The 18,124-nt window shown below is 71.7% G+C and carries 18 protein-coding genes, 1 tRNA gene and 1 pseudogene; 5 read left to right on the top strand and 15 right to left on the bottom strand.

The window, feature by feature from the left end; genetic code table 11:
• The first annotated feature begins 52 nt into the window (after positions 1-52).
• Entirely contained in the window at positions 53-1,399 is a 1,347-nt protein-coding gene (locus AC0ZLC_RS09595) for a vWA domain-containing protein (protein ID WP_476751464.1), read from the top strand.
• An 87-nt stretch (positions 1,400-1,486) separates the two neighbouring features.
• Complete coding sequence (locus AC0ZLC_RS09590; protein WP_476751463.1) at positions 1,487-2,878, top strand: FHA domain-containing protein; 1,392 nt, start codon at positions 1,487-1,489, stop codon at positions 2,876-2,878.
• 68 nt (positions 2,879-2,946) lie between these two features.
• On the opposite strand, the gene AC0ZLC_RS09585 is transcribed toward AC0ZLC_RS09590, so the two are convergent.
• Positions 2,947-3,927 (bottom strand): methyltransferase domain-containing protein, encoded by a 981-nt coding sequence (locus tag AC0ZLC_RS09585; protein WP_476751462.1) that lies wholly within the window; start codon positions 3,925-3,927, stop codon positions 2,947-2,949.
• A gap of 170 nt (positions 3,928-4,097) precedes the next feature.
• Here AC0ZLC_RS09585 and AC0ZLC_RS09580 point away from each other — a divergent pair, with 170 nt between their 5' ends.
• On the top strand, positions 4,098-4,502 hold the full coding sequence (locus AC0ZLC_RS09580) for a globin (protein ID WP_476751461.1): 405 nt from the start codon (positions 4,098-4,100) through the stop codon (positions 4,500-4,502).
• A 149-nt stretch (positions 4,503-4,651) separates the two neighbouring features.
• On the opposite strand, the gene AC0ZLC_RS09575 is transcribed toward AC0ZLC_RS09580, so the two are convergent.
• The 7 genes from AC0ZLC_RS09575 to AC0ZLC_RS09545 all read right to left on the bottom strand — a co-directional run bounded on the left by AC0ZLC_RS09575 (position 4,652) and on the right by AC0ZLC_RS09545 (position 13,917).
• Complete coding sequence (locus AC0ZLC_RS09575) at positions 4,652-5,344, bottom strand: DUF8010 domain-containing protein (protein ID WP_476751460.1); 693 nt, start codon at positions 5,342-5,344, stop codon at positions 4,652-4,654.
• On the bottom strand, positions 5,341-5,751 hold the full coding sequence (locus AC0ZLC_RS09570) for an acyl-CoA thioesterase (RefSeq protein ID WP_355785300.1): 411 nt from the start codon (positions 5,749-5,751) through the stop codon (positions 5,341-5,343). Before AC0ZLC_RS09570 ends, AC0ZLC_RS09575 begins: the two co-directional genes overlap by 4 nt.
• A gap of 2 nt (positions 5,752-5,753) precedes the next feature.
• The gene (gene ettA / locus AC0ZLC_RS09565) at positions 5,754-7,418 is read right to left on the bottom strand and encodes an energy-dependent translational throttle protein EttA (RefSeq protein WP_476751459.1); all 1,665 of its coding nucleotides are present in this window, start codon (positions 7,416-7,418) and stop codon (positions 5,754-5,756) included.
• Between the two features lie 210 nt (positions 7,419-7,628).
• Positions 7,629-9,038 (bottom strand): Cys-Gln thioester bond-forming surface protein, encoded by a 1,410-nt coding sequence (locus AC0ZLC_RS09560; protein WP_476751458.1) that lies wholly within the window; start codon positions 9,036-9,038, stop codon positions 7,629-7,631.
• 261 nt (positions 9,039-9,299) lie between these two features.
• The gene (locus tag AC0ZLC_RS09555) at positions 9,300-9,773 is read right to left on the bottom strand and encodes a single-stranded DNA-binding protein (protein ID WP_476751457.1); all 474 of its coding nucleotides are present in this window, start codon (positions 9,771-9,773) and stop codon (positions 9,300-9,302) included.
• Between the two features lie 356 nt (positions 9,774-10,129).
• Positions 10,130-12,304, bottom strand: a complete 2,175-nt coding sequence (locus AC0ZLC_RS09550) for a YfjP family GTPase (RefSeq protein ID WP_476751456.1) — start codon at positions 12,302-12,304, stop codon at positions 10,130-10,132.
• A 5-nt stretch (positions 12,305-12,309) separates the two neighbouring features.
• Complete coding sequence (locus AC0ZLC_RS09545; RefSeq protein WP_476751455.1) at positions 12,310-13,917, bottom strand: dynamin family protein; 1,608 nt, start codon at positions 13,915-13,917, stop codon at positions 12,310-12,312.
• 314 nt (positions 13,918-14,231) lie between these two features.
• Here AC0ZLC_RS09545 and AC0ZLC_RS09540 point away from each other — a divergent pair.
• Positions 14,232-14,304, top strand: a tRNA-Arg gene (locus tag AC0ZLC_RS09540).
• A 312-nt stretch (positions 14,305-14,616) separates the two neighbouring features.
• Positions 14,617-14,913: a chaplin gene (locus tag AC0ZLC_RS09535; RefSeq protein WP_476751454.1), complete on the top strand. Its 297-nt coding sequence runs from the start codon at positions 14,617-14,619 to the stop codon at positions 14,911-14,913.
• Between the two features lie 79 nt (positions 14,914-14,992).
• Here AC0ZLC_RS09535 and AC0ZLC_RS09530 read toward each other — a convergent pair whose 3' ends face one another.
• From AC0ZLC_RS09530 to AC0ZLC_RS09500, 7 genes and pseudogenes are all read right to left on the bottom strand, one after another.
• A complete protein-coding gene (locus tag AC0ZLC_RS09530) occupies positions 14,993-15,853 on the bottom strand; it encodes a tyrosinase family protein (protein WP_476751453.1) in 861 nt (286 codons plus the stop codon).
• Entirely contained in the window at positions 15,837-16,295 is a 459-nt protein-coding gene (locus AC0ZLC_RS09525) for a tyrosinase family oxidase copper chaperone (RefSeq protein WP_476751452.1), read from the bottom strand. Before AC0ZLC_RS09525 ends, AC0ZLC_RS09530 begins: the two co-directional genes overlap by 17 nt.
• Before the next feature lie 95 nt (positions 16,296-16,390).
• Complete coding sequence (locus AC0ZLC_RS09520) at positions 16,391-16,636, bottom strand: hypothetical protein (RefSeq protein ID WP_476751451.1); 246 nt, start codon at positions 16,634-16,636, stop codon at positions 16,391-16,393.
• 173 nt (positions 16,637-16,809) lie between these two features.
• A complete protein-coding gene (locus AC0ZLC_RS09515) occupies positions 16,810-17,025 on the bottom strand; it encodes a hypothetical protein (protein ID WP_476751450.1) in 216 nt (71 codons plus the stop codon).
• Complete coding sequence (locus tag AC0ZLC_RS09510) at positions 17,009-17,506, bottom strand: DUF5949 family protein (protein WP_476751449.1); 498 nt, start codon at positions 17,504-17,506, stop codon at positions 17,009-17,011. The genes AC0ZLC_RS09515 and AC0ZLC_RS09510 overlap by 17 nt, the downstream gene beginning before the upstream one ends.
• Before the next feature lie 63 nt (positions 17,507-17,569).
• A pseudogene (locus tag AC0ZLC_RS09505) lies at positions 17,570-17,635 on the bottom strand (chaplin family protein); the annotation flags it as partial.
• A 45-nt stretch (positions 17,636-17,680) separates the two neighbouring features.
• Positions 17,681-17,989, bottom strand: a complete 309-nt coding sequence (locus AC0ZLC_RS09500) for a hypothetical protein (RefSeq protein ID WP_476751448.1) — start codon at positions 17,987-17,989, stop codon at positions 17,681-17,683.
• Between the last annotated feature and the right edge of the window lie 135 nt (positions 17,990-18,124).

The following is an 18,124-nucleotide window of genomic DNA, read 5'->3' as shown; positions in this document are numbered from 1 at the left end:
GCCCGCCGTGGGAAACCGCGCGGCGCGGGAGGCTGGGGGGAGCAGAGAAGGCATGGCCAATTTCTCGAAGTCGCACGCGCCGCAGTTCTCGGTGGACGTCTACCAGAACGAGTACCTGCCGGAGGGCGGCCGCGAGGTCAACGCGATCGTCACGGTGAGCGCGACCGGCGGCGGCACCGTCGGCAGCGCGATCACCGCCCCGCATCTGTACGCGGCCGGGCAGGCACCCGACGCCGCCGTGGCGATCATGGTCGACTGCTCGGGCTCGATGGACTACCCGCCGGCCAAGATGCGCGGCGCCCGCGAGGCCACGGCCGCCGCGATCGACGCGGTGCGCGACGGCGTGCACTTCACGGTGATCTCCGGCACACATGTCGCCCAGGAGGTCTACCCGGCCGACGGGCGGCTCGCGGTGGCGAGCGCCCAGACCCGTGAGCAGGCCAAACAGGCACTGCGCAGGCTCAGCGCAGGCGGCGGCACGGCGATCGGCACCTGGCTGCGCCTCGCCGACCGTCTGCTGTCCTCGGCGGGCGTCTCGATCCGGCACGGAATCCTGCTCACCGACGGCCGCAACGAGCACGAGACGCCGAAGGACCTGAAGGCCGCCCTGGAATCCTGCACCGGCCGGTTCACCTGTGACGCGCGCGGGGTCGGTACGGACTGGGAGGTCAAGGAGGTCACCGGGATCGCCTCGGCGCTGCTCGGCACCGCCGACATCGTCGCCGACCCGGCCGCCCTGGCCGCCGACTTCACGCAGATGATGGAGACGGCCATGGGCAAGGAGGTCGCGGACGTCGCCCTCCGGTTGTGGACACCCGTCGGCACGGAGATCAAGTTCGTCAAACAAGTGGCGCCCACGGTCGAGGAGTTGACCGGCCGTCGCAGCGAGGCGGGCCCGCGCGCAGGCGACTACCCCACCGGGTCCTGGGGCGACGAGTCCCGCGACTACCACGTGTGCGTGGAGGTCCCCTCGGCCGGTCTCGGCCAGGAGATGCTGGCCGCACGGGTCTCCCTGGTCGTCCCGCAGAGCGACGGAAGCGTGCACAATCTCGGCGCGCAGGGGCTCGTACGGGCCGTGTGGACCGAGGACATGGTGGCGTCCACGTCGATCAACCCCCAGGTCGCGCACTACACAGGTCAGGCGGAACTGGCACAGGTCATCCAACAGGGCCTGGATGCCCGCAAAGCGGGAGATGTCGACGGCGCGACGGCCAAGCTGGGCCGCGCGGTCCAGCTCGCGAGTGCGTCCGGCAACGCCGATACTGCGAAACTGCTTGCGAAGGTGGTGGACGTGGTCGACGCGGCTGCAGGTACTGTGCGATTGAAGGCACGGGTCGAAGAGGCGGACGAGATGACCCTCGAGACCCGGTCCACCAAGACTGTTCGTGTGAAGAAGTAGCGAGCCCGAAGTAGCGAGCCCGGCCCCTCCAGGGGACCGGAGAAACCCGGCCGGACCGGCCGGAAAAGGAGAGGGGGAAGCGCCGACATGCCGACCTGCCCGAACGGACACCAGTCGGGTTCCGACGACTGGTGCGAGGTCTGCGGTCACCGCATGGCCGGTGCCGTGCCCCCGCCCCCGCCGCCGCCCCCTGCCGGTTACGGCTATCCGCCGCCCGGCTCACCCCCGCCGCCCGGTGCGGGTGGTCAGCCCGGTGGCGGCCGGCCCTTCTCCGGCGCCCCCGACCGCGAGCCGCAGCTCTGCCCGCAGTGCCGCACGCCCCGCGAGGGCGGCGCGCCGTTCTGCGAGGAGTGCCGGTGGAACTTCCTGACCAACACCGCCACCTCGTACACCCCGGCCGCGCCGCGTCCGCCGGCGCCCGGCCCGGGGGCTGCGGGCGGCCCCGGCCCGGGGCAGCGCTTCCAGCAGCAGCCCGGCCCGTCCTACGGCGTCGGCGGTGACCCGTACGACTACCAGGGCTCGCGGCCCTCGCAGATGAACCGGCCCGCCGAGCCCATCCCGCCGTACGGCCAGGAACCCTCCGGTCCCTCCGGCTTCGGCGGCAACCCGGCGGGCCCGTCCGGCTTCCCCGGCGAAGCCTCGCGACCCGGCGCGTCGGGCTTCCCCGGCGAGGCCTCGCGCCCCGGTCCGTCCGGTTTCCCGAGCGATCCTTCACACCCCGGCCCTTCGGGCTTCCCCGGTGATCCCTCGCGGCCGGTTCCGCCGCAGTCCGGTGGTCCCGGTGCTCCGCAGGCCTTCCAGCAGCAGAGTCCGGCCGCGCCGCCGGCCTTCCCCGGCGAACGGCAGCAGCCGCAGGCCCCGCAGCCGGGCGGTCCGGCCTTCGGGGGCGACGACGACTGGGTGCTTCCCCCGCCGTCCACCGGCCCCGGCGGCCAGGGCGGCCCCGGCGGACCGGGCAGCCCCGGCCAGGGACCGGGCCACGGACCGGGTCACGGACAGGGCGGTTACGGCTTCCCGCAGCCCGGCGCGACCCAGGCCCCGCCCGCCCCGGGCGCCGACTACCAGCAGCAGCCGCAGACCTGGACCGCGACCATCGGTCCCGACCGTGCGTACTTCATGGCGATGATGCAGCGCTCCGGTCCCGAGGCCGCGGGGCTGAACCTGCCCGCGTACTCGCCCGAGCAGCAGCGCCCGCTCACCGGCAACCAGCTCACCATCGGCCGCCGCCGCCACTCGACCGGCGACACCCCCGACATCGACCTGTCGGTGCCGCCGGAGGACCCGGGCGTCTCGCACCAGCACGCGGTCCTGGTCCAGCAGCCGGACGGCAGCTGGGCGGTCGTCGACCAGAACTCCACGAACGGCACGACGGTCAACGGCGGCGAGGAGCCCATCCAGCCCTTCGTGCCCGTCCCGCTCCAGGACGGCGACCGGGTCCACGTGGGCGCCTGGACGACGATCACCGTCCGCCGGGGCTGAGGCCTCTCCCGGGCCGGGGGGCGTGCCACCCGGCGCTCACCGGCCCGGTCCGCGTACGGCGGCTGCGCTCACGCCAACGGCCAGGTGTACGGCCCCTCGGGGTCGTCCAGCCAGGCCCAGGCGTCCGCGCCGCTGACCGTCACGCCGTACCGCTCCCGCGACGGCGCCTCCTCGCGCTCCCACACGGCGTACGCCTCGTGCGGGTCGACACGGCCCGCCGTCAGGGTCAGCAGGAACCGGAACAGGTCGTCGGTGGTGGCCCGGCGCGGCAGCCCGCCCAGTTCGGGGAACTCAGGCTCGGGCGGGGTCTCCCCGCGCAGCGGCACGAAGAAGGCGGGCGTGTGCAGGAAGCGCCCCTCGGCGTGCCCGGCGTCGCGCACGCGCAGGGCGATCAGACCGGTGGCCAGCGGGGCGAGGATCCGGGCCCCGGGGCGGCACTGAGGCAGCCAGGCCCGCGGGACCGAGGTCAGCGTGCAGGTCGCGATGATCCGGTCGAAGGGCGCGCGCTCCGGGACTCCCCGTGCTCCGTCACCGGTGACGACGGCCGGGTGGTGACCGGCGACGGCGAGGTGCCGCCGTGCCGAGCCCGTGATCTCCGGATCGAGATCGACGGTGGTGACGAGCCCGTCGCCGAGCCGGTGCGCGAGCAGGGCCGCGTTGTAGCCGGTGCCGGCGCCGATCTCCAGGACGGCGTCCCCGTCGCTTACCGCCAGCTCGGTCAGCATCTTCGCCATCAGTGAGGGCTGGCTGCTGGAGGACAGCAGCTCCCCGTCCCGCACCCGCGTCGCCAGCGGGGCGTCGGCGTACGCGCCGCGCAGCCAGCGCTCGCGGCGGCGCGGGTCGGGATCCTCTCCCCACATCCGCTCGTAGCCGCCCAGGACGCCGACGTAGTAGTACGGCACGAAGAGGTGACGCGGGACCGTCTCGAACGCCTCCCGCCACAGCGGGTCGCCGCCCCAGGCCCCGCTCGCGTCGATCTCGCGCACCAGCGCCGCCCGCGCGGACGTGGCGAGGTCGTCGAGGCCGGGGTCGAGAGCGTGCGCACCCATACCTCCACTGTGCTGCCGGAGTGCCCGCGACGCGAGTACCGGAGCCATCCCGTCCGCACTCGGCACCACGCGCCTCCTCGGCGCGCTCGCCGTGCTCCCCGGCGTACCCGGCGAAGGCGGGTGGTCCTAGGGCCTGAGTCCTCGGTCGGCGCGTCTGAGACGATGGACGGGTGAATGAGATCCGGCGCGGCACGCTTCAGGAGCAGACCTTCTACGAGCAGGTCGGCGGCGAGGAGACCTTCCGCCGCCTCGTGCACCGTTTCTACCAGGGCGTCGCCGAGGACCCCCTGCTGCGGCCCATGTACCCCGAGGAGGACCTGGGACCGGCCGAGGACCGCCTCACTCTCTTCCTCATCCAGTACTGGGGCGGGCCGACGACGTACAGCGACGACCGCGGCCACCCCCGGCTGCGGATGCGCCACGCCCCCTTCGCCGTCGATCAGGCCGCGCACGACGCGTGGCTGCGGCACATGCGCGTCGCCGTCGAGGAGCTCGGCCTCTCCGAGGAGCACGAGCACACCCTGTGGAAGTACCTGACGTACGCGGCCGCGTCGATGGTGAACACCGCGGGCTGACCTCACGGCCGGCTGGCCTCACGGCGGGCCGGCCTCACGGCGGGCTGGCCTCACCGCGGGCTGACCTCACGGCCGGCTTCCCGCGACCCGTCCGGCACGGGACCGGTCCGGCACGGGCGGGACGGGACCGGTGCGGACGGGCGGGACGTTCAGCGGACGCTGACGTCCAGCGCCCCGAGTCCAGTGGCCCTGCGTACGGCTATCGAGCCGTAGGGCGTGCGCAGCCGCAGCCAGGCCCCCGACGAGTACAGGGCCGGCGACTCCTCGTCCGACGCGGTCGTACGCGCGGGACGCAGGAACCCGAGCGCCTGGGCGGCATGCGCGGCCCGCATTGGAAGGGCGCTGTCGCCGACGGGCCGGGACCAGATCTCCCGGCCGATCCGGTCGAGCTCGGCCCGCGTACGCTGATCGGCCGCCAACTCCTGCGTACGGGACCGGAATTCGGACACCGCCGTGCCGACGGCCGCCCGGACCGCGTCCAGTGGGGGAAGCCCGGGCTCCCGTCGCCATCCGCCGCGGGGCGGAAGCAACCCGGCCCACGGCGGCCCGGTGACGGCAGCCGGCACGGTGACGGCGGCAGCCGCTTCGTCGAGCGACTCGAGCAGTTCACCGGCGGAGACCGTCACGTCCAGCGTGACGTCCAGTCCGCTCTCGTACGGCTTGACGAGACGCGCCGCACGCACGGCGAGGACCTCGAACGACGGCGGCCGTCCGAACACCGCCAGCGTCGTGCCGGACGCCTGGAGGCGCACGGCGGCGGCACGGTCGTAGTGGATCAGCCTGGCCAGGAAGGCGGCGAGGTCCGCCGCCTCCCCCTCGTCGGCCAGCTGCAGGTCCGTCATGCGGCGACGGCCTCGGCCCGGTCGTCCTGGTACTCCAGCAGGAACTCCCGCTCCTCCGCCGTGATCCGGCGCGGGCGCTGCGCCTCGAAGTCGAACGGCACGATCACCGTCTGGGCCCGGACGTACACCTGGTCCGGGTCCTTGACCTCGTAGGCGAGCGTGAACGACGCCGCCCTTATCTGCGTCACCCAGAGCTCGATGTCCACCGGCGCGTGCCGGTGGACCAGCTGGCGCTTGTAGTCGATCTCATGGCGCGCCACCACGGACCCCTGCTGGAAATCCTTGTCCGGGCGGAACAGGAAGTCGATACGGGCTTCCTCCAGGTAGCGGAGGAAGACCACATTGTTCACGTGGCCGTACGCGTCCATGTCCGCCCAGCGCAGCGGGCAGCGGTAGATGTGCCGCAAGATCAGCCCCGGGTCAGCTTCTTGTAGGTGGCGCGGTGCGGACGCGCGGCGTCCGGGCCGAGCCGCTCGACCTTGTTCTTCTCGTACGAATCGAAGTTGCCCTCGAACCAGAACCACTTCGAGTCACCCTCGTAAGCGAGGATGTGCGTCGCCACCCGGTCCAGGAACCACCGGTCGTGGGAGACGACCACGGCCGCACCCGGGAACTCCAGCAGCGCGTTCTCCAGGGAGGAGAGCGTCTCCACGTCGAGGTCGTTGGTCGGTTCGTCGAGGAGCAGCAGGTTGCCGCCCTGCTTGAGGGTCAGCGCCAGGTTCAGCCGGTTGCGCTCACCGCCGGACAGGACGCCGGCCGGCTTCTGCTGGTCCGGGCCCTTGAAGCCGAAGGCGGAGACGTAGGCGCGCGAGGGCATCTCGACCTGGCCGACGTTGATGTAGTCCAGCTCGTCGGAGACGACGGCCCACAGCGACTTCTTCGGGTCGATGTTCGCGCGGCTCTGGTCGACGTACGAGATCTTGACCGTGTCGCCGACCTTGATCGTGCCGGAGTCCGGGGTCTCCAGACCCTGGATCATCTTGAACAGCGTGGTCTTGCCGGCGCCGTTCGGGCCGATGACGCCCACGATGCCGTTGCGCGGCAGGGTGAAGGAGAGGTCGTCGATGAGGACCTTGTCACCGAAGGCCTTGCTGAGGTTGTTGACCTCGACCACGATGCTGCCCAGGCGCGGGCCCGGCGGGATCTGGATCTCCTCGAAGTCCAGCTTCCGCATCTTGTCCGCCTCGGCGGCCATCTCCTCGTAGCGGGACAGACGCGCCTTGGACTTGGCCTGCCGGCCCTTGGCGTTGGACCGCACCCACTCGAGCTCTTCCTTGAGCCGCTTGGCGCGCTTGGCGTCCTTCTGGCCCTCGACCTTGAGGCGGGAGGCCTTCTTGTCGAGGTACGTGGAGTAGTTGCCCTCGTAGGGGTGGGCGCGACCGCGGTCCAGCTCGAGGATCCACTCGGCCACGTTGTCCAGGAAGTACCGGTCGTGGGTGACGGCGACGACGGTGCCGGGGTACTTCGCGAGGTGCTGCTCCAGCCACTGCACGGACTCGGCGTCCAGGTGGTTGGTGGGCTCGTCGAGCAGCAGCAGGTCCGGGGCTTCGAGGAGGAGCTTGCAGAGCGCGACGCGGCGGCGCTCACCACCGGAGAGGTTGGTGACCGGCCAGTCGCCGGGCGGGCAGCCCAGGGCGTCCATGGCCTGCTCCAGCTGGGTGTCCAGGTCCCACGCGTTGGCGTGGTCCAGGTCGTCCTGGAGCTTGCCCATCTCCTCCATGAGCGCGTCCGAGTAGTCGGTCGCCATCAGCTCGGCGACCTCGTTGAAGCGCCTGAGCTTGCCCATGATCTCGGCCGCGCCGTCCTGCACGTTCTCCAGGACCGTCTTCGACTCGTCCAGGGGCGGCTCCTGCAGGAGCATGCCGACCGAGTAGCCGGGCGACAGGAACGCGTCACCGTTCGACGGCTGCTCGAGACCGGCCATGATCTTCAGAACGGTGGACTTACCGGCGCCGTTCGGGCCGACCACACCGATCTTCGCTCCGGGCAGGAAGCTCAGGGTGACGTCGTCGAGAATCACCTTGTCGCCGTGCGCCTTGCGCGCCTTGCGCATGGTGTAAATGAACTCAGCCAAGAGAAACCGTCCGGACGCTTGAAATCGGCAGTGGGCAGATACACCCCATCTTGCCTGACGGCCACCCCTGGATGGAAACCAGTCTCATCGGGGGCCCGCGACCTGCACGTCAGGGCGGGCGGCGGTTGCCGTACCTGACGCCGGTCTTCGCGTCGCGCGGAGCCGCCGGGGGCCGTGGCTCGCTGTGGAGGTGTCAAGGTGCCGTGTCGCTCAGTCCTGCGTCGGGGTCTTCTTCCGGATGAGCAGCAGCGCCGTGCCGCCGATGACGAGCAGCGCGAGGGCGGTGCCCGCGATCATCGGGGTGGCGCCCGAGCCGCCGGTCGCGGCGAGGTCGGTGCCGCCGGTGGAGGTGCCGCCGCCCGCCGTGGCCGGGCTCGGCTCACTGAGCGTCTGTGCCGCGTCGCCGCCCGCGCCGCTTTCGGTCTCGCAGTCGAGCACGCCGGTGAAGCGCTTCTCGAAGCCGTTCGGGCCCTCGATCGTGAAGTCGTACGCCTGGTCCTCCTGGAGCGGGATCGTCACCGTCTGTGTCACCCCCGCCTCGACGGTGTGCTCCACTCCCATCAGCTCGAAGGTGAACGGCTCGTCCCCCTCGTTGGCCGCCGTGATGTCCACGCCGGACTTGGCGCAGTTCTTGCGGGCGGACAGCGCGGGTATCGCCCCCTTCTGCGCCCAGGTCGCGGTCGCCGTCGCGGAGACCGTGGACTCGCTGGAACCCGCGAGTATCTGGGTCTGGCTCCGGGTCTCGGAGGCGAGGGCACGGCCGACGGGCACGGTCGTCGACGCCTGAACGGTCAGCGCTGCGGAACCGTCCGCCGTGTGCTGCGGCACCTCGAAGTAGAGCCGGCTGCCGTCCGTGGCCGAGGTGACCCGCTTGCCGTGCTGGTCGACGATCTTCATTCCGGCCGCGGTCGCGTCAGCGGGCGGGGACACCGTCACCGTGTCCGCGTTCGTGTGCACCGTCACCGGGCCGAGCTTCCCGCCCGCGTGGCCGGAGACGGCGGGCGAGTCGAGGGTGAGCGAGGCCTTGGGCTCCGCGAGGTTGTGCGCGCTCCGGTGCAGGTAGTCCGCGAGCTTCTCCGCCCGCGGGCTCACGGCGTCCACGTCGGCGCCGTCCGAGTACCGCCAGATGGCGACCTGGGTGCCGGCCGCCGCGTCCTGCTCGGTGAGGCCGCTCGTACCCGCCTTGTGCGCCAACGCAGCGAGATCGTTGACCTGCGGGTAGGAGTTCTGCAGGATCCAGCGGATCTTGCCCGCGTCCGCGTTGCCGTTGAGTGAGGTGCCGCTCCAGGGGGTCTCCTGGTACTTGGCGTCCTTCTGCGTCGGGTTGTGCACGTCGACGCAGTAGGTCTGGAGCATGCCGCCGTTGTCGACGGACATCTCGAAGAGTCCCGCGGAGACCTCCAGGTCCCCGTCCGCGTCGTGGATCACGGCGTCGCCGTACGTCTTCAAGCCGACGATCGTCGCGGTCGCACCGCCCTGGCTCTGCGGAGTCTCGTCGGCGACGGCCGCGCCGGCGGTGGCCATCGCCCCGGCCGCGACGAGCCCCGACACCAACGTCGCGGCGGCGAGGCGCGCGGCCCCCCGCCTGCGCGCGGACGACGCAGAGAACGAAGAAAACACAGAATTCCCCTTCGAGCAGGACCCGTTGACGTGGGGGAACGGTCCCACCAGCAGAATCAGAAGCCCCATGAGCTATGCCCGGCATCCTAGGGAGACGGCACACCGCCCTCCCCAGTCATGTCATCCGATAACCGATCCGACTCGGAATCGTTATCGCTGAGAACGCCCTGTGAGCTGGGCTTATCGACAAATCCACGAAAACCGTCGGCACACCGACGTCGATAAGCCGTACGCCAGGTCAGTTCGGTCCGATCTCTGACATCACGTCACCACGGCGGGCACCGGCTGCTCCTGCGCCGCCGGCTCGGTCCGGCTCCCCGGAACCGTCTCCCATTCGGGCTCGGACCTGGATGCGGTGGGAACGCCGGACTCCCCCTTGCCGGACGGGCGACGGAATGCCGACGTCCCTCGTGACAGGTCGTGGCCGACCGCCACCGCGTCGATGTCCGCCGACGTCCGGCTCTGCCCCTCGCGCACCTCGGTGCGCACCTTCAGCCTGCCCTGCACGATGACCGGGTCGCCCACCGAGAGGGACGCCCCCACGTTGGTCGCGAGCGCCCGGTTGGCCCACACCGTGAAGAAGTTGGTGTGCCCGTCCGTCCAGGTGCTCTTCTCGCGGTCCCAGTACCGCGCGGTCACGGCGAGCCGGAAGCGGGCCGAGGCCCCCGACCCCAACTCCCGGTACACCGGCTGCGTCGCCACGTTCCCCACCGCGCACACCATGGTCTCGTTCATACCGAACCCCTCCCTCACCCCGGCAGCCTTGCCGGGCGGATCGCGGACAGGCGTACAGGCCGGGCCCGTACGGCTGCGTCTGCCGCGGCGGTCACGTCGGTGCGATCGCCGTGGGACCAGACTGCCTCCGCCGGGCCGGGCCCGCTGAGGGCTGTGGACCGTCGCCGGGTTGTGGACAACTCGGGCACCCGAACGAGGAGTTCCGCAGTTCCGACAGACCCGCGGCCCCGCACGACGGATTCGGCACACCCACCCCCGCCAGCAGCCGCCCCCCACCCAGGGGGCGCCCTGCCCAACGGCGCGGCCCCCTGCGGGGGAGGCCTTGAACCCGCGCCTCCCCCGCAGCGGGGGAGGCCTTAAACCCGCGCCCCCACGACCCTCCCGAACTGTTCCCGCACCTCCCGGTACCGCAGCAGTTCTGCCGCCACCGGGTCGAGCACCCGGGCCCGTCCGCACCCGGCGGCCGTTTCCCGCAGCCGCCGTTCCGCTTCGAGCCCGTATCTGCGCGCCGGGCCGCGCGCCGCCAGTTTGCTGCTCCACTCCACGACCGGACCACCGACGATGCCCGCCACCATCAGCAGCACCGGCACACCGAGGTTCGGCGCCATGAACCCGATGATCTGACCCAACAGCCACAGCCCGCCGACGATCTGGAGGACCGTCATGGCGGCCTGGGCGAACACCGCCACCGGCCACCAGCCGGGCCGCGGCGGCCGCCCGGGCGGGCCTCCCGCACTTACCGCGAGCTCGTCCAGCGCCTCCGGCAGCCCCTGCGCGCCCCGGGCGGCCGCCTCGCGCACCGCCAGCGCCCAGGGCACGGGCAGCCCGTACGCCGCCCGTTCCGCTACCGTACGCACCGCCTGCTCGACGCGCTGGCGCGCGGTGGCCTCCTCGTCCGCGGGCGCCCGCACCGGCAGCCGCCCGGTCGGGGGTTCGCGCCGGTCCTGGTACCAGCGCCACAGCCTCAGCCAGGGAGTGCCGCACGCGCGGTTCGCGTTGCGCAGCCACGCGCGCTCGGCCGCGTCCCCCGCGGCGGTGGCGCCCACCGCGTCGGCGAGCCGGTCGGCGAACTCGTCGCGTGCCTCCTCGCTGAGCCCGGCGCGCCGACCGGTCGCGTAGACGGGCCACAGCCGGGCCGCGGCCACGTCCAGGTCGGCGCAGATCCGGCGTGCCGCGGCGCCGCGCTCCGCCACGAACTGACCGAGCGCCTCGCGCAGTTCACCGATTCCGTGCCCGGTGAGCCCGGACACAGCAAGCACGGTGGCGCCCGGCTCGCCGTACTCCCCCAGGGCGATGCCGTCCTCGTCGAGCAGCCGCCGCAGGTCGTCGAGGACCTGGTCGGCGGCCTCACCGGGGAGCCGGTCCACCTGGTTGAGGACCACGAAGGTGACCTCCGCGTGCGCCGCCATGGGACGCAGATAGCGCTCGTGGAGTACCGCGTCCGCGTACTTCTCGGGATCGACCACCCAGATGACCGCGTCGACGAGCGCCAGGATGCGGTCCACGTGTTCGCGGTGCTGGACGGCCGCCGAGTCGTGGTCGGGCAGGTCCACCAGGACGAGCCCGCGCAGCTGCGACTCCGCCTCGGGACTCTGCAACGGCCTGCGGCGCAGCCGTCCGGGGATGCCGAGCCGGTCGATGAGCGTGGCCGCGCCGTCGCTCCAGCTGCACGCGATGGGGGCCGCCGTGGTCGGCCGGCGTACGCCGGTCTCCGAGATGGCCACCCCGGCGAGCGCGTTGAAGAGCTGGGACTTGCCGCTGCCGGTGGCTCCGGCGATGGCGACCACCGTGTGCTGTCCGGAGAGTTTGCGCCGGGCCGCCGCCTCGTCCAGGACCCTGCCCGCCTCGGAGAGGGTCCTGTTGTCGAGCCGGGCGCGGGACAGACCCACGAGTTCGCGCAGGGCGTCGAGACGCGCCCGCAGCGGCCCGTCGTACGCGAGAGGGGCGGGCGGCGCCTGGACGGCGGCCCTGGTCTCCACCACGGGTGTCTCCTGCGGGGTGTCCGTTTCGGACACCCGCCGCGCGATCAGTCCGTCGTCCCAGCCCCGCGCGGACTCCGCCCCGGCGCCCTCGTCGGCGTGGTCATCACCGTCCCCGCCGCCGCGCTCGTCCTTGTCGCCGCCTTTCCTGGAGATGAACCTGATCGGTTTGATCGTCCTGCCGGCCCCCGGGGCGGTGTCGTCCTTGCCGTCCTCGGCGCGCGCGTGGCGCGGGCCCGCCTCCTCGCGCTCCACGCGCGCGTGGCCACCGTTGGAGGAAGCGTTGCCGGCGCGTCCGCCCTCGGACGGCTCCCGTGCCGGACGCCCACCGCTCCCGGCCTCCGCGGGGGCTCCGGTTTCGCAACGGGCACTCCCGTGGAAATCGTCCTTCGAAGTGCCGTCCCTGGGGGAGCTTTTCCCGGAAGTGCCGTCCCTTGGGGAGCCGTTTCCCGAAGTGCCGTCCCTTGGGGAGCCGTTTGTGGAAGTGCCGTCCCCTGCGGGGTCGTCTCCGGGACGGTCGGCGTGATCCGTGCGGTCAGTGACGGCGGTCACAGCGGTCACCTCTCCTTCTGCAGTACGGACAGCGCGGCGATGAGTTCGGCCTGGGGTTCTGGGTGTACGTCGAGTGCGTCGAGGGGCGCGAGACGGCGCTCGCGCTCGGTGTGCAGCGCCCTGTCGAGGTAGTCGGTGAGCAGGCGCCCGCCCCGGTCCCGCAGCCGCAGGGCGCCGTGCGCGCCGATCCGCTCGGCGAGTCCCTCACCGGCGGCTCTCCCCCGGCGGCCGCCCAGGAGCGTGGTCGCGACCAGCGCGGCCACCACCTCGGCGTCCGGTGCGACGCTCTTGTCGAGGTCACGGACCTCCTCCTCCGCGTACTCCTCCAGGACCCGCCGCCAGCGCCGTACGGCCATCCCGACGCGGTGCTCGGCGCTCTCCAGGATCGGGTCACGGTCCGTCAGCCCCGGCGCGGCCGCCGCGGGTTCCCGCCGCCAGGCCTCGTCGATCCGTTCGTCGGCGGCGGTGACGGCGCACAGCACGAGCGCTCCGAGGCTCTCGACGAGCGCGTCCAGCAGTTCGCCCGCCGTGCAGTCCAGCGGATAGGCGCGCCAGCGCTTCAGCGCGTCCCCGGCGAGCACGGCCCCGGACTGCAGGCGGCTCCGCACGCGCGCGTACTCGCTGTCGTAGGCCCCGTCCACGGCGGCGGTGAGCCGCAGGGCGGCGGCGTACTGCGCGGCGGCCGCGGCGGCCAGTTCGGGCATCCGGGACTTCAGTGAGTCGAGGGCGCCGTAGGCGGTGCGGGCCATCGCCTGGTGGCGGGCCGCGGGATCCTGGACGTGATGGATGAGCCAGGTCCGCAGCGGCGCGACCGCGGTCGCGGGGAGAAGCCCACCGCCCCAGGCCGACTCGGGCAGTTCGGGCACGGTGAAACGGGGCACGTCGCCGAGTCCGGCCTTGGCGAGCAGGGCGCCGTACTGCCGTGACACCTCGGACACCACCTGGTGGGGCACCCGGTCGAGCACGGTGACCAGCGTCGCCTGGTTCTCCTTGGCCGTACGCAGCAGGTGCCAGGGCACCGCGTCGGCGTACCGGGCGGCCGTGGTCACCATGACCCAGATGTCGGCGGCGCAGATGAGTTCGGCGGCGAGGACGCGGTTGTCGGCGACCAGCGAGTCGACGTCGGGCGCGTCGAGCAGGGCGAGGCCCGGTGGCAGCGTGTCGGCGGTCTCGACGCGCAGCACCCGCTCACCGCGTTCGACGGGTGTGTGCATGTCGTCGCCGGGCTCCTGGTGAGGCACCCACACGCGCGTGAGGTCGGGCAGCACCCGCATCCCGCTGAACCAGTGATGGTCCTCCGGATGACAGACCAGCACCGGGGTGCGGGTGGTCGGCCGCAGCACTCCCGCCTCGCTCACCCGGCGCCCCACGAGGGAGTTCACCAGGGTCGACTTGCCGGCCCCGGTGGATCCGCCCACCACGGCCAGCAAGGGCGCTTCGGGGTCTCTCAACCTGGGCACCAGATAGTCGTCGAGCTGTGCGAGCAGTTCGTCGCGGTTGGCACGCGCGCGTGGAGCCCCAGCCAGGGGCAGCGGAAAGCGTGCGGCGGCGACACGGTCGCGCAGGGCGGAGAGTGCGTCGAGCAGCTGAGGCCGTACGTCCAAGGTCACCACATGCGAAGAATGCCCAATTTTGGAGGCTTTCTGAAGCATATGGGCACGCCTGCGCGCCGACCGGACACAAGGGGGCGGAAGGGATGACTGGGGCGCAGGCATAACGAGTGCACAACACCCGGTGCGCCAGAGGCCAAAAGCGGTGCACGATTCGTACCTGCCTGCGATTATCAGGACCGCTTCACCGAACCTCCACATCGAGCCACGGAGGGGAAGCATCAAGGACAAGGACGCGGGAGCCCTATCCTTGTCCCCGGCACCGTCACGGAGCAGCCCACACCCGGGCAACACCAGGACACAGGCCACCACACCCGGCCCCCGTAGCTCAGTGGATAGAGCAGGCGCCTTCTAAGCGCTTGGCCGCAGGTTCGAGTCCTGCCGGGGGCGCACATACCCTGTCCCCTGCGAAAACGCATGAGGGTTCTCCGGTGTCCGGATGCACATCGCTGTGAGAAGGATCGTGCGGAGCACAGGTGCGTCGGAACGCGGCTTCACCTCGACCCGGTGAACCCGTGCGGTGACCAGCACCAGCGTGCGCCCAAGAACCGTTTCTCCCGGTTCCTGGCCCCGCTCCCGGAGCTTTCCCCGTCGATAAGGGTGACGCAGCGCTGATCGCCGTTACCACCCGTGACCGGGAGCGTTGAAGGGAAGTGCGGTCGCGTTCGTGCGGCCGCGCTTACCGAGTAGAAGGAGAACGTGATGTCCCGCATCGCGAAGGCAGCCACTGTCGTTCTCGGCACCAGTGCCGTGGTCCTCAGCGGGGCCGGCCTGGCCACCGCCGATGCCGACGCCAGCGCCGCCGCCGTCGGCTCGCCCGGCGTCCTGTCCGGCAACGTCGTGCAGGTTCCGGTTCACGTGCCGATCAACCTGTGCGGGAACACGATCAACGTCGTCGGCCTGCTGAACCCTGCCTTCGGCAACACCTGCATCAACAAGAGCGGCGACAAGCACTACCACCACCACGACAACAAGAAGGACAGCGGCTACGGCCGCTGAGCGGCGCGGCCCGCACACGCTCAACGACCCCCGGCAGTGGTACCGCCGGGGGTCTCGCACGACAGGGGGCCGGCGCCGGTCACGCGTACCGGTAGATCCCGCCGACATCCTCCAGCTGATCCGGCGTCACGTTCCACGGAGGCATCGCCTCGTGCCGCGCGACGATCCGCCGGTACTGTGAACTGCCCGGCCCGGGCGGGCTCGCGGGCAGGTAGCGCGCTCCCCGGTGTTTTCGCTGCCAGCGGGTCCAGAGCAGATCCACGAAGGCGTGGTGCAGCCAGAAGACCGGGTCGTTGACGGAGGCACCGCCGAGCATGTGCCCGCCGACCCAGCGGTGGACGCGGTTGTGGTTGCGCCACGCGCCACTGCCGGGCCCCCATCCCTCGAGTTTGTTGCGGAACCCCCGCGCCGACGTCGAGTTCCAGGGGTGTGCGTCATAGACGGGATCGTCCAGAGCGCCGGCCAGCTCGGCCGCCGTCGGCAGAGTGATCGGATCCCGGGGGCGGCCGAAGTCACGGGTGAGGTACTCGATGTCGGTGACCCCCTCCTTGATCTTCCACTTCCCGTTCCCGTAGGCGAAGGGCCCGCTCATGACCCGGTGGTCGGAGCGCCGGCCGTTGCCGCCGAGCAGGTCCGCCGTCCAGGGGGCGGAGGACGGCGTGCGGCTGCGCGTCCAGTCCCAGTAGGGCACGCTCACCGAGGAATCCACCCGCCGCAGCGCCCGCTCCAGGTCCAGCAGGAATCTGCGGTGCCAGGGCAGGAACGACGGAGCCATGTGGGCCGTGCGCAGACCGTCGTCGCCGTCGGAGACGTAGTACTCGATGTGCATCCGCACGAAGTCGTCGTACTCGCCGCGGCGCTTGATCTCCAGCAGTGCCGCGACGAACCGCCGCCGCTCGGCGCGGGTCAGGGAACTGACGTCCCTACGCGTGTACACCATCGTGCCTCCCCCCGGCCGCGAGGCCGCGCAGGCGCTGGGCGGCGCCCAGCTCGTCGACGGCCGCGCGCGCCGCGGCGAGCGGGGTGGGGTAGGACTCGTAGTGGTCCACCATGCTCAGGTACGAACCGTCTGCGCGCCGCATGAGATGCAGCGGCCGTCCGGCCACGGTGACGTGCCACTGTCCGCTGTCGTAGGCGGCAGGGCCCGCGACGGAGTAGACACCGTGGAGGTGGTGCCCGCGGTACGTCTCCTCGAAGGTGTCCGCCACGTCGCTCGGGTCGGACACCACCTCGTCGCCCCCCGACGGCCTCGACGCCGCGACGACGGGGACCGCCGAGACCGCGACGAGCGAGGCGAACATGGCGCCCATGACATGCCGGCGGGTTCTGTTCCCGACCTCCACCGGGCCGGTCGGAGGCACCGGCACTCTGCTGACGGACATCGTTCTCTCCTTGTCGGGTCCCGTGGCGCGTGGCGGCCGCGGTGGGAGGCCGGGTGCCGGGGTCCAGACCGCCGAACGCCCGGCCCCTGATGGGGCTACTCGCCGAACGTGAGGTTCATGATCGGCACTTGCGGGAGGGCGCGTTCGGGCAGGAGGTGGCCCGTCACGTACCGCGGCCCCTTCGGGCTGCCCGGTACGGGCACCGGCAGTTCTCCGGCATCCCTGAGCAGCTTCATGCCGAGGGCACGCTCCGCGCCGCCCAGCGGCACCGCGACGGGGACGGCGGGGGCCGCCACATCGGTCAGGACGGCGGCGAGGGTTGCCCGAGTGGTGGACTTCATCTCAGGTACGGTCCCTTTCAGGATTCGGGGCAACGCGTCCGTACCGCGTAACGATCCCGCCAACGGCATCAGCGCAAGATTCCCCCGTCCGACGCAGTTGTCGGACCGGCCGCCCGGGCGGCCGTGCGGCTCCGCGGATGCGCGGCTGTCCGGCCGCCGCACCGGTACGACGATCAGCTCGTCCAGAAGTCCCACCAGCGGGTCGGGGTCAGCACCCCGACGACACCGATCCCGGAGAGCATGCCGACGTCGAGGAGCAGCCAGTACCAGCGCTGGAAGCCCGGGTCCTCCAGCAGCTTGAACGGGCGAGTGCGCGGCCGGCGCCCGTCGGCCGTGCCCCGGCCGCCGTCGTCGGCCCGGCGACGGCCGCCATCAGACGCGCCCCCCACGGGCGGGCAGGAGCACGTGCGCCGCGCTGTTCAGGACGTCCTCGTCACCCGCGAAGGCCGTCAGGCTCTCCGGCGCCACGGGCCTGCCGGGCACCGCCTCGGGCCACGGGCGGGTGGTGAACAGGAAGTAGGTGTAGCCGCGTTGCTCCACAGCGGCCAGCCATTCGGCCGGCACCGCGCACCGGGCATTGAGGTACGGCATGTCGATCACGACCTCGCTTCCTTCGACGGAGAAAGTGAGCGGCAGGTCGGGCCGCTCGGCACCGTCGAGGATCTCGTCGTCCGTCAACAGGCCTTTTCCGCGCAGGAGTTCCTTGACCGCGGCCGTGGAACCGGCCGGGCCGCCTTCGCCGTCGCCCAGGGTGTAGGCGAGGAGGTAGGGCATGTCGCCGTCGGGGGCCGCGCCGCTGAACGCCATGACGACGAGCGTGCCGAGGTCGGCGGCGCGGAAAGGACGGGTGTGGCTTGAGGCTGAGGTCACCGCAAGACCCTATCCAGGCAACGGAATTCGTCCGGCCGCCTCATCACCCGCCGGCGTACGACGTCACACGTTGACGCAGATGTTCTCGAACGCGGGGTTGAGGAGGCCGACGACGTTCACGGTGTTGCCGCACGCGACGGCGGCACCTTCGGCCTATGCAATGAAATGAACTGATCAACCTTTGAGAGGAAGGCCACCGAGCAGGAGATGCGACGGGCTGGTGGCCTTGTTCAGGGCCTTCGTCGCGCCCTTCGCGGTGCTGAGCGGGGAGTTCTTGTTCTCGGTGTCGAGCGCGTTCGACTGCTGCTTCAGGGGCTGCACGTCCTCCACGTTCAACGAGCGCTGGCTGCCGATGGTCTCGATGGCGCCGTTCAGGCCGCCGTTGAGGCTGGTAGGAGCTGGATCGTACGCGAAGGCGGGAGCGGCGGCGCCCGCGGCGACCAGGGAACCGGCAACGACAGCGGCGGCCTTCAGGGACTTCATCGTGTTCCTTTCTTCGGCAACTCGCGTCGCCAGGAGGAATTCCATACAGACATGACTTATGCCTGGTCTCTCGACTTCGCCCTGGTTAACGATCCCCGCCACGACCGGAAACCCCGCGCCCGGTAAAAATCCTGA

It is taken from the genome of Streptomyces sp. GLSS-08 (genome assembly GCF_056387915.1).
The sequence above is the reverse complement of the archived record's forward strand: the minus strand, read 5'-3'. Positions and strand labels throughout refer to the sequence as shown.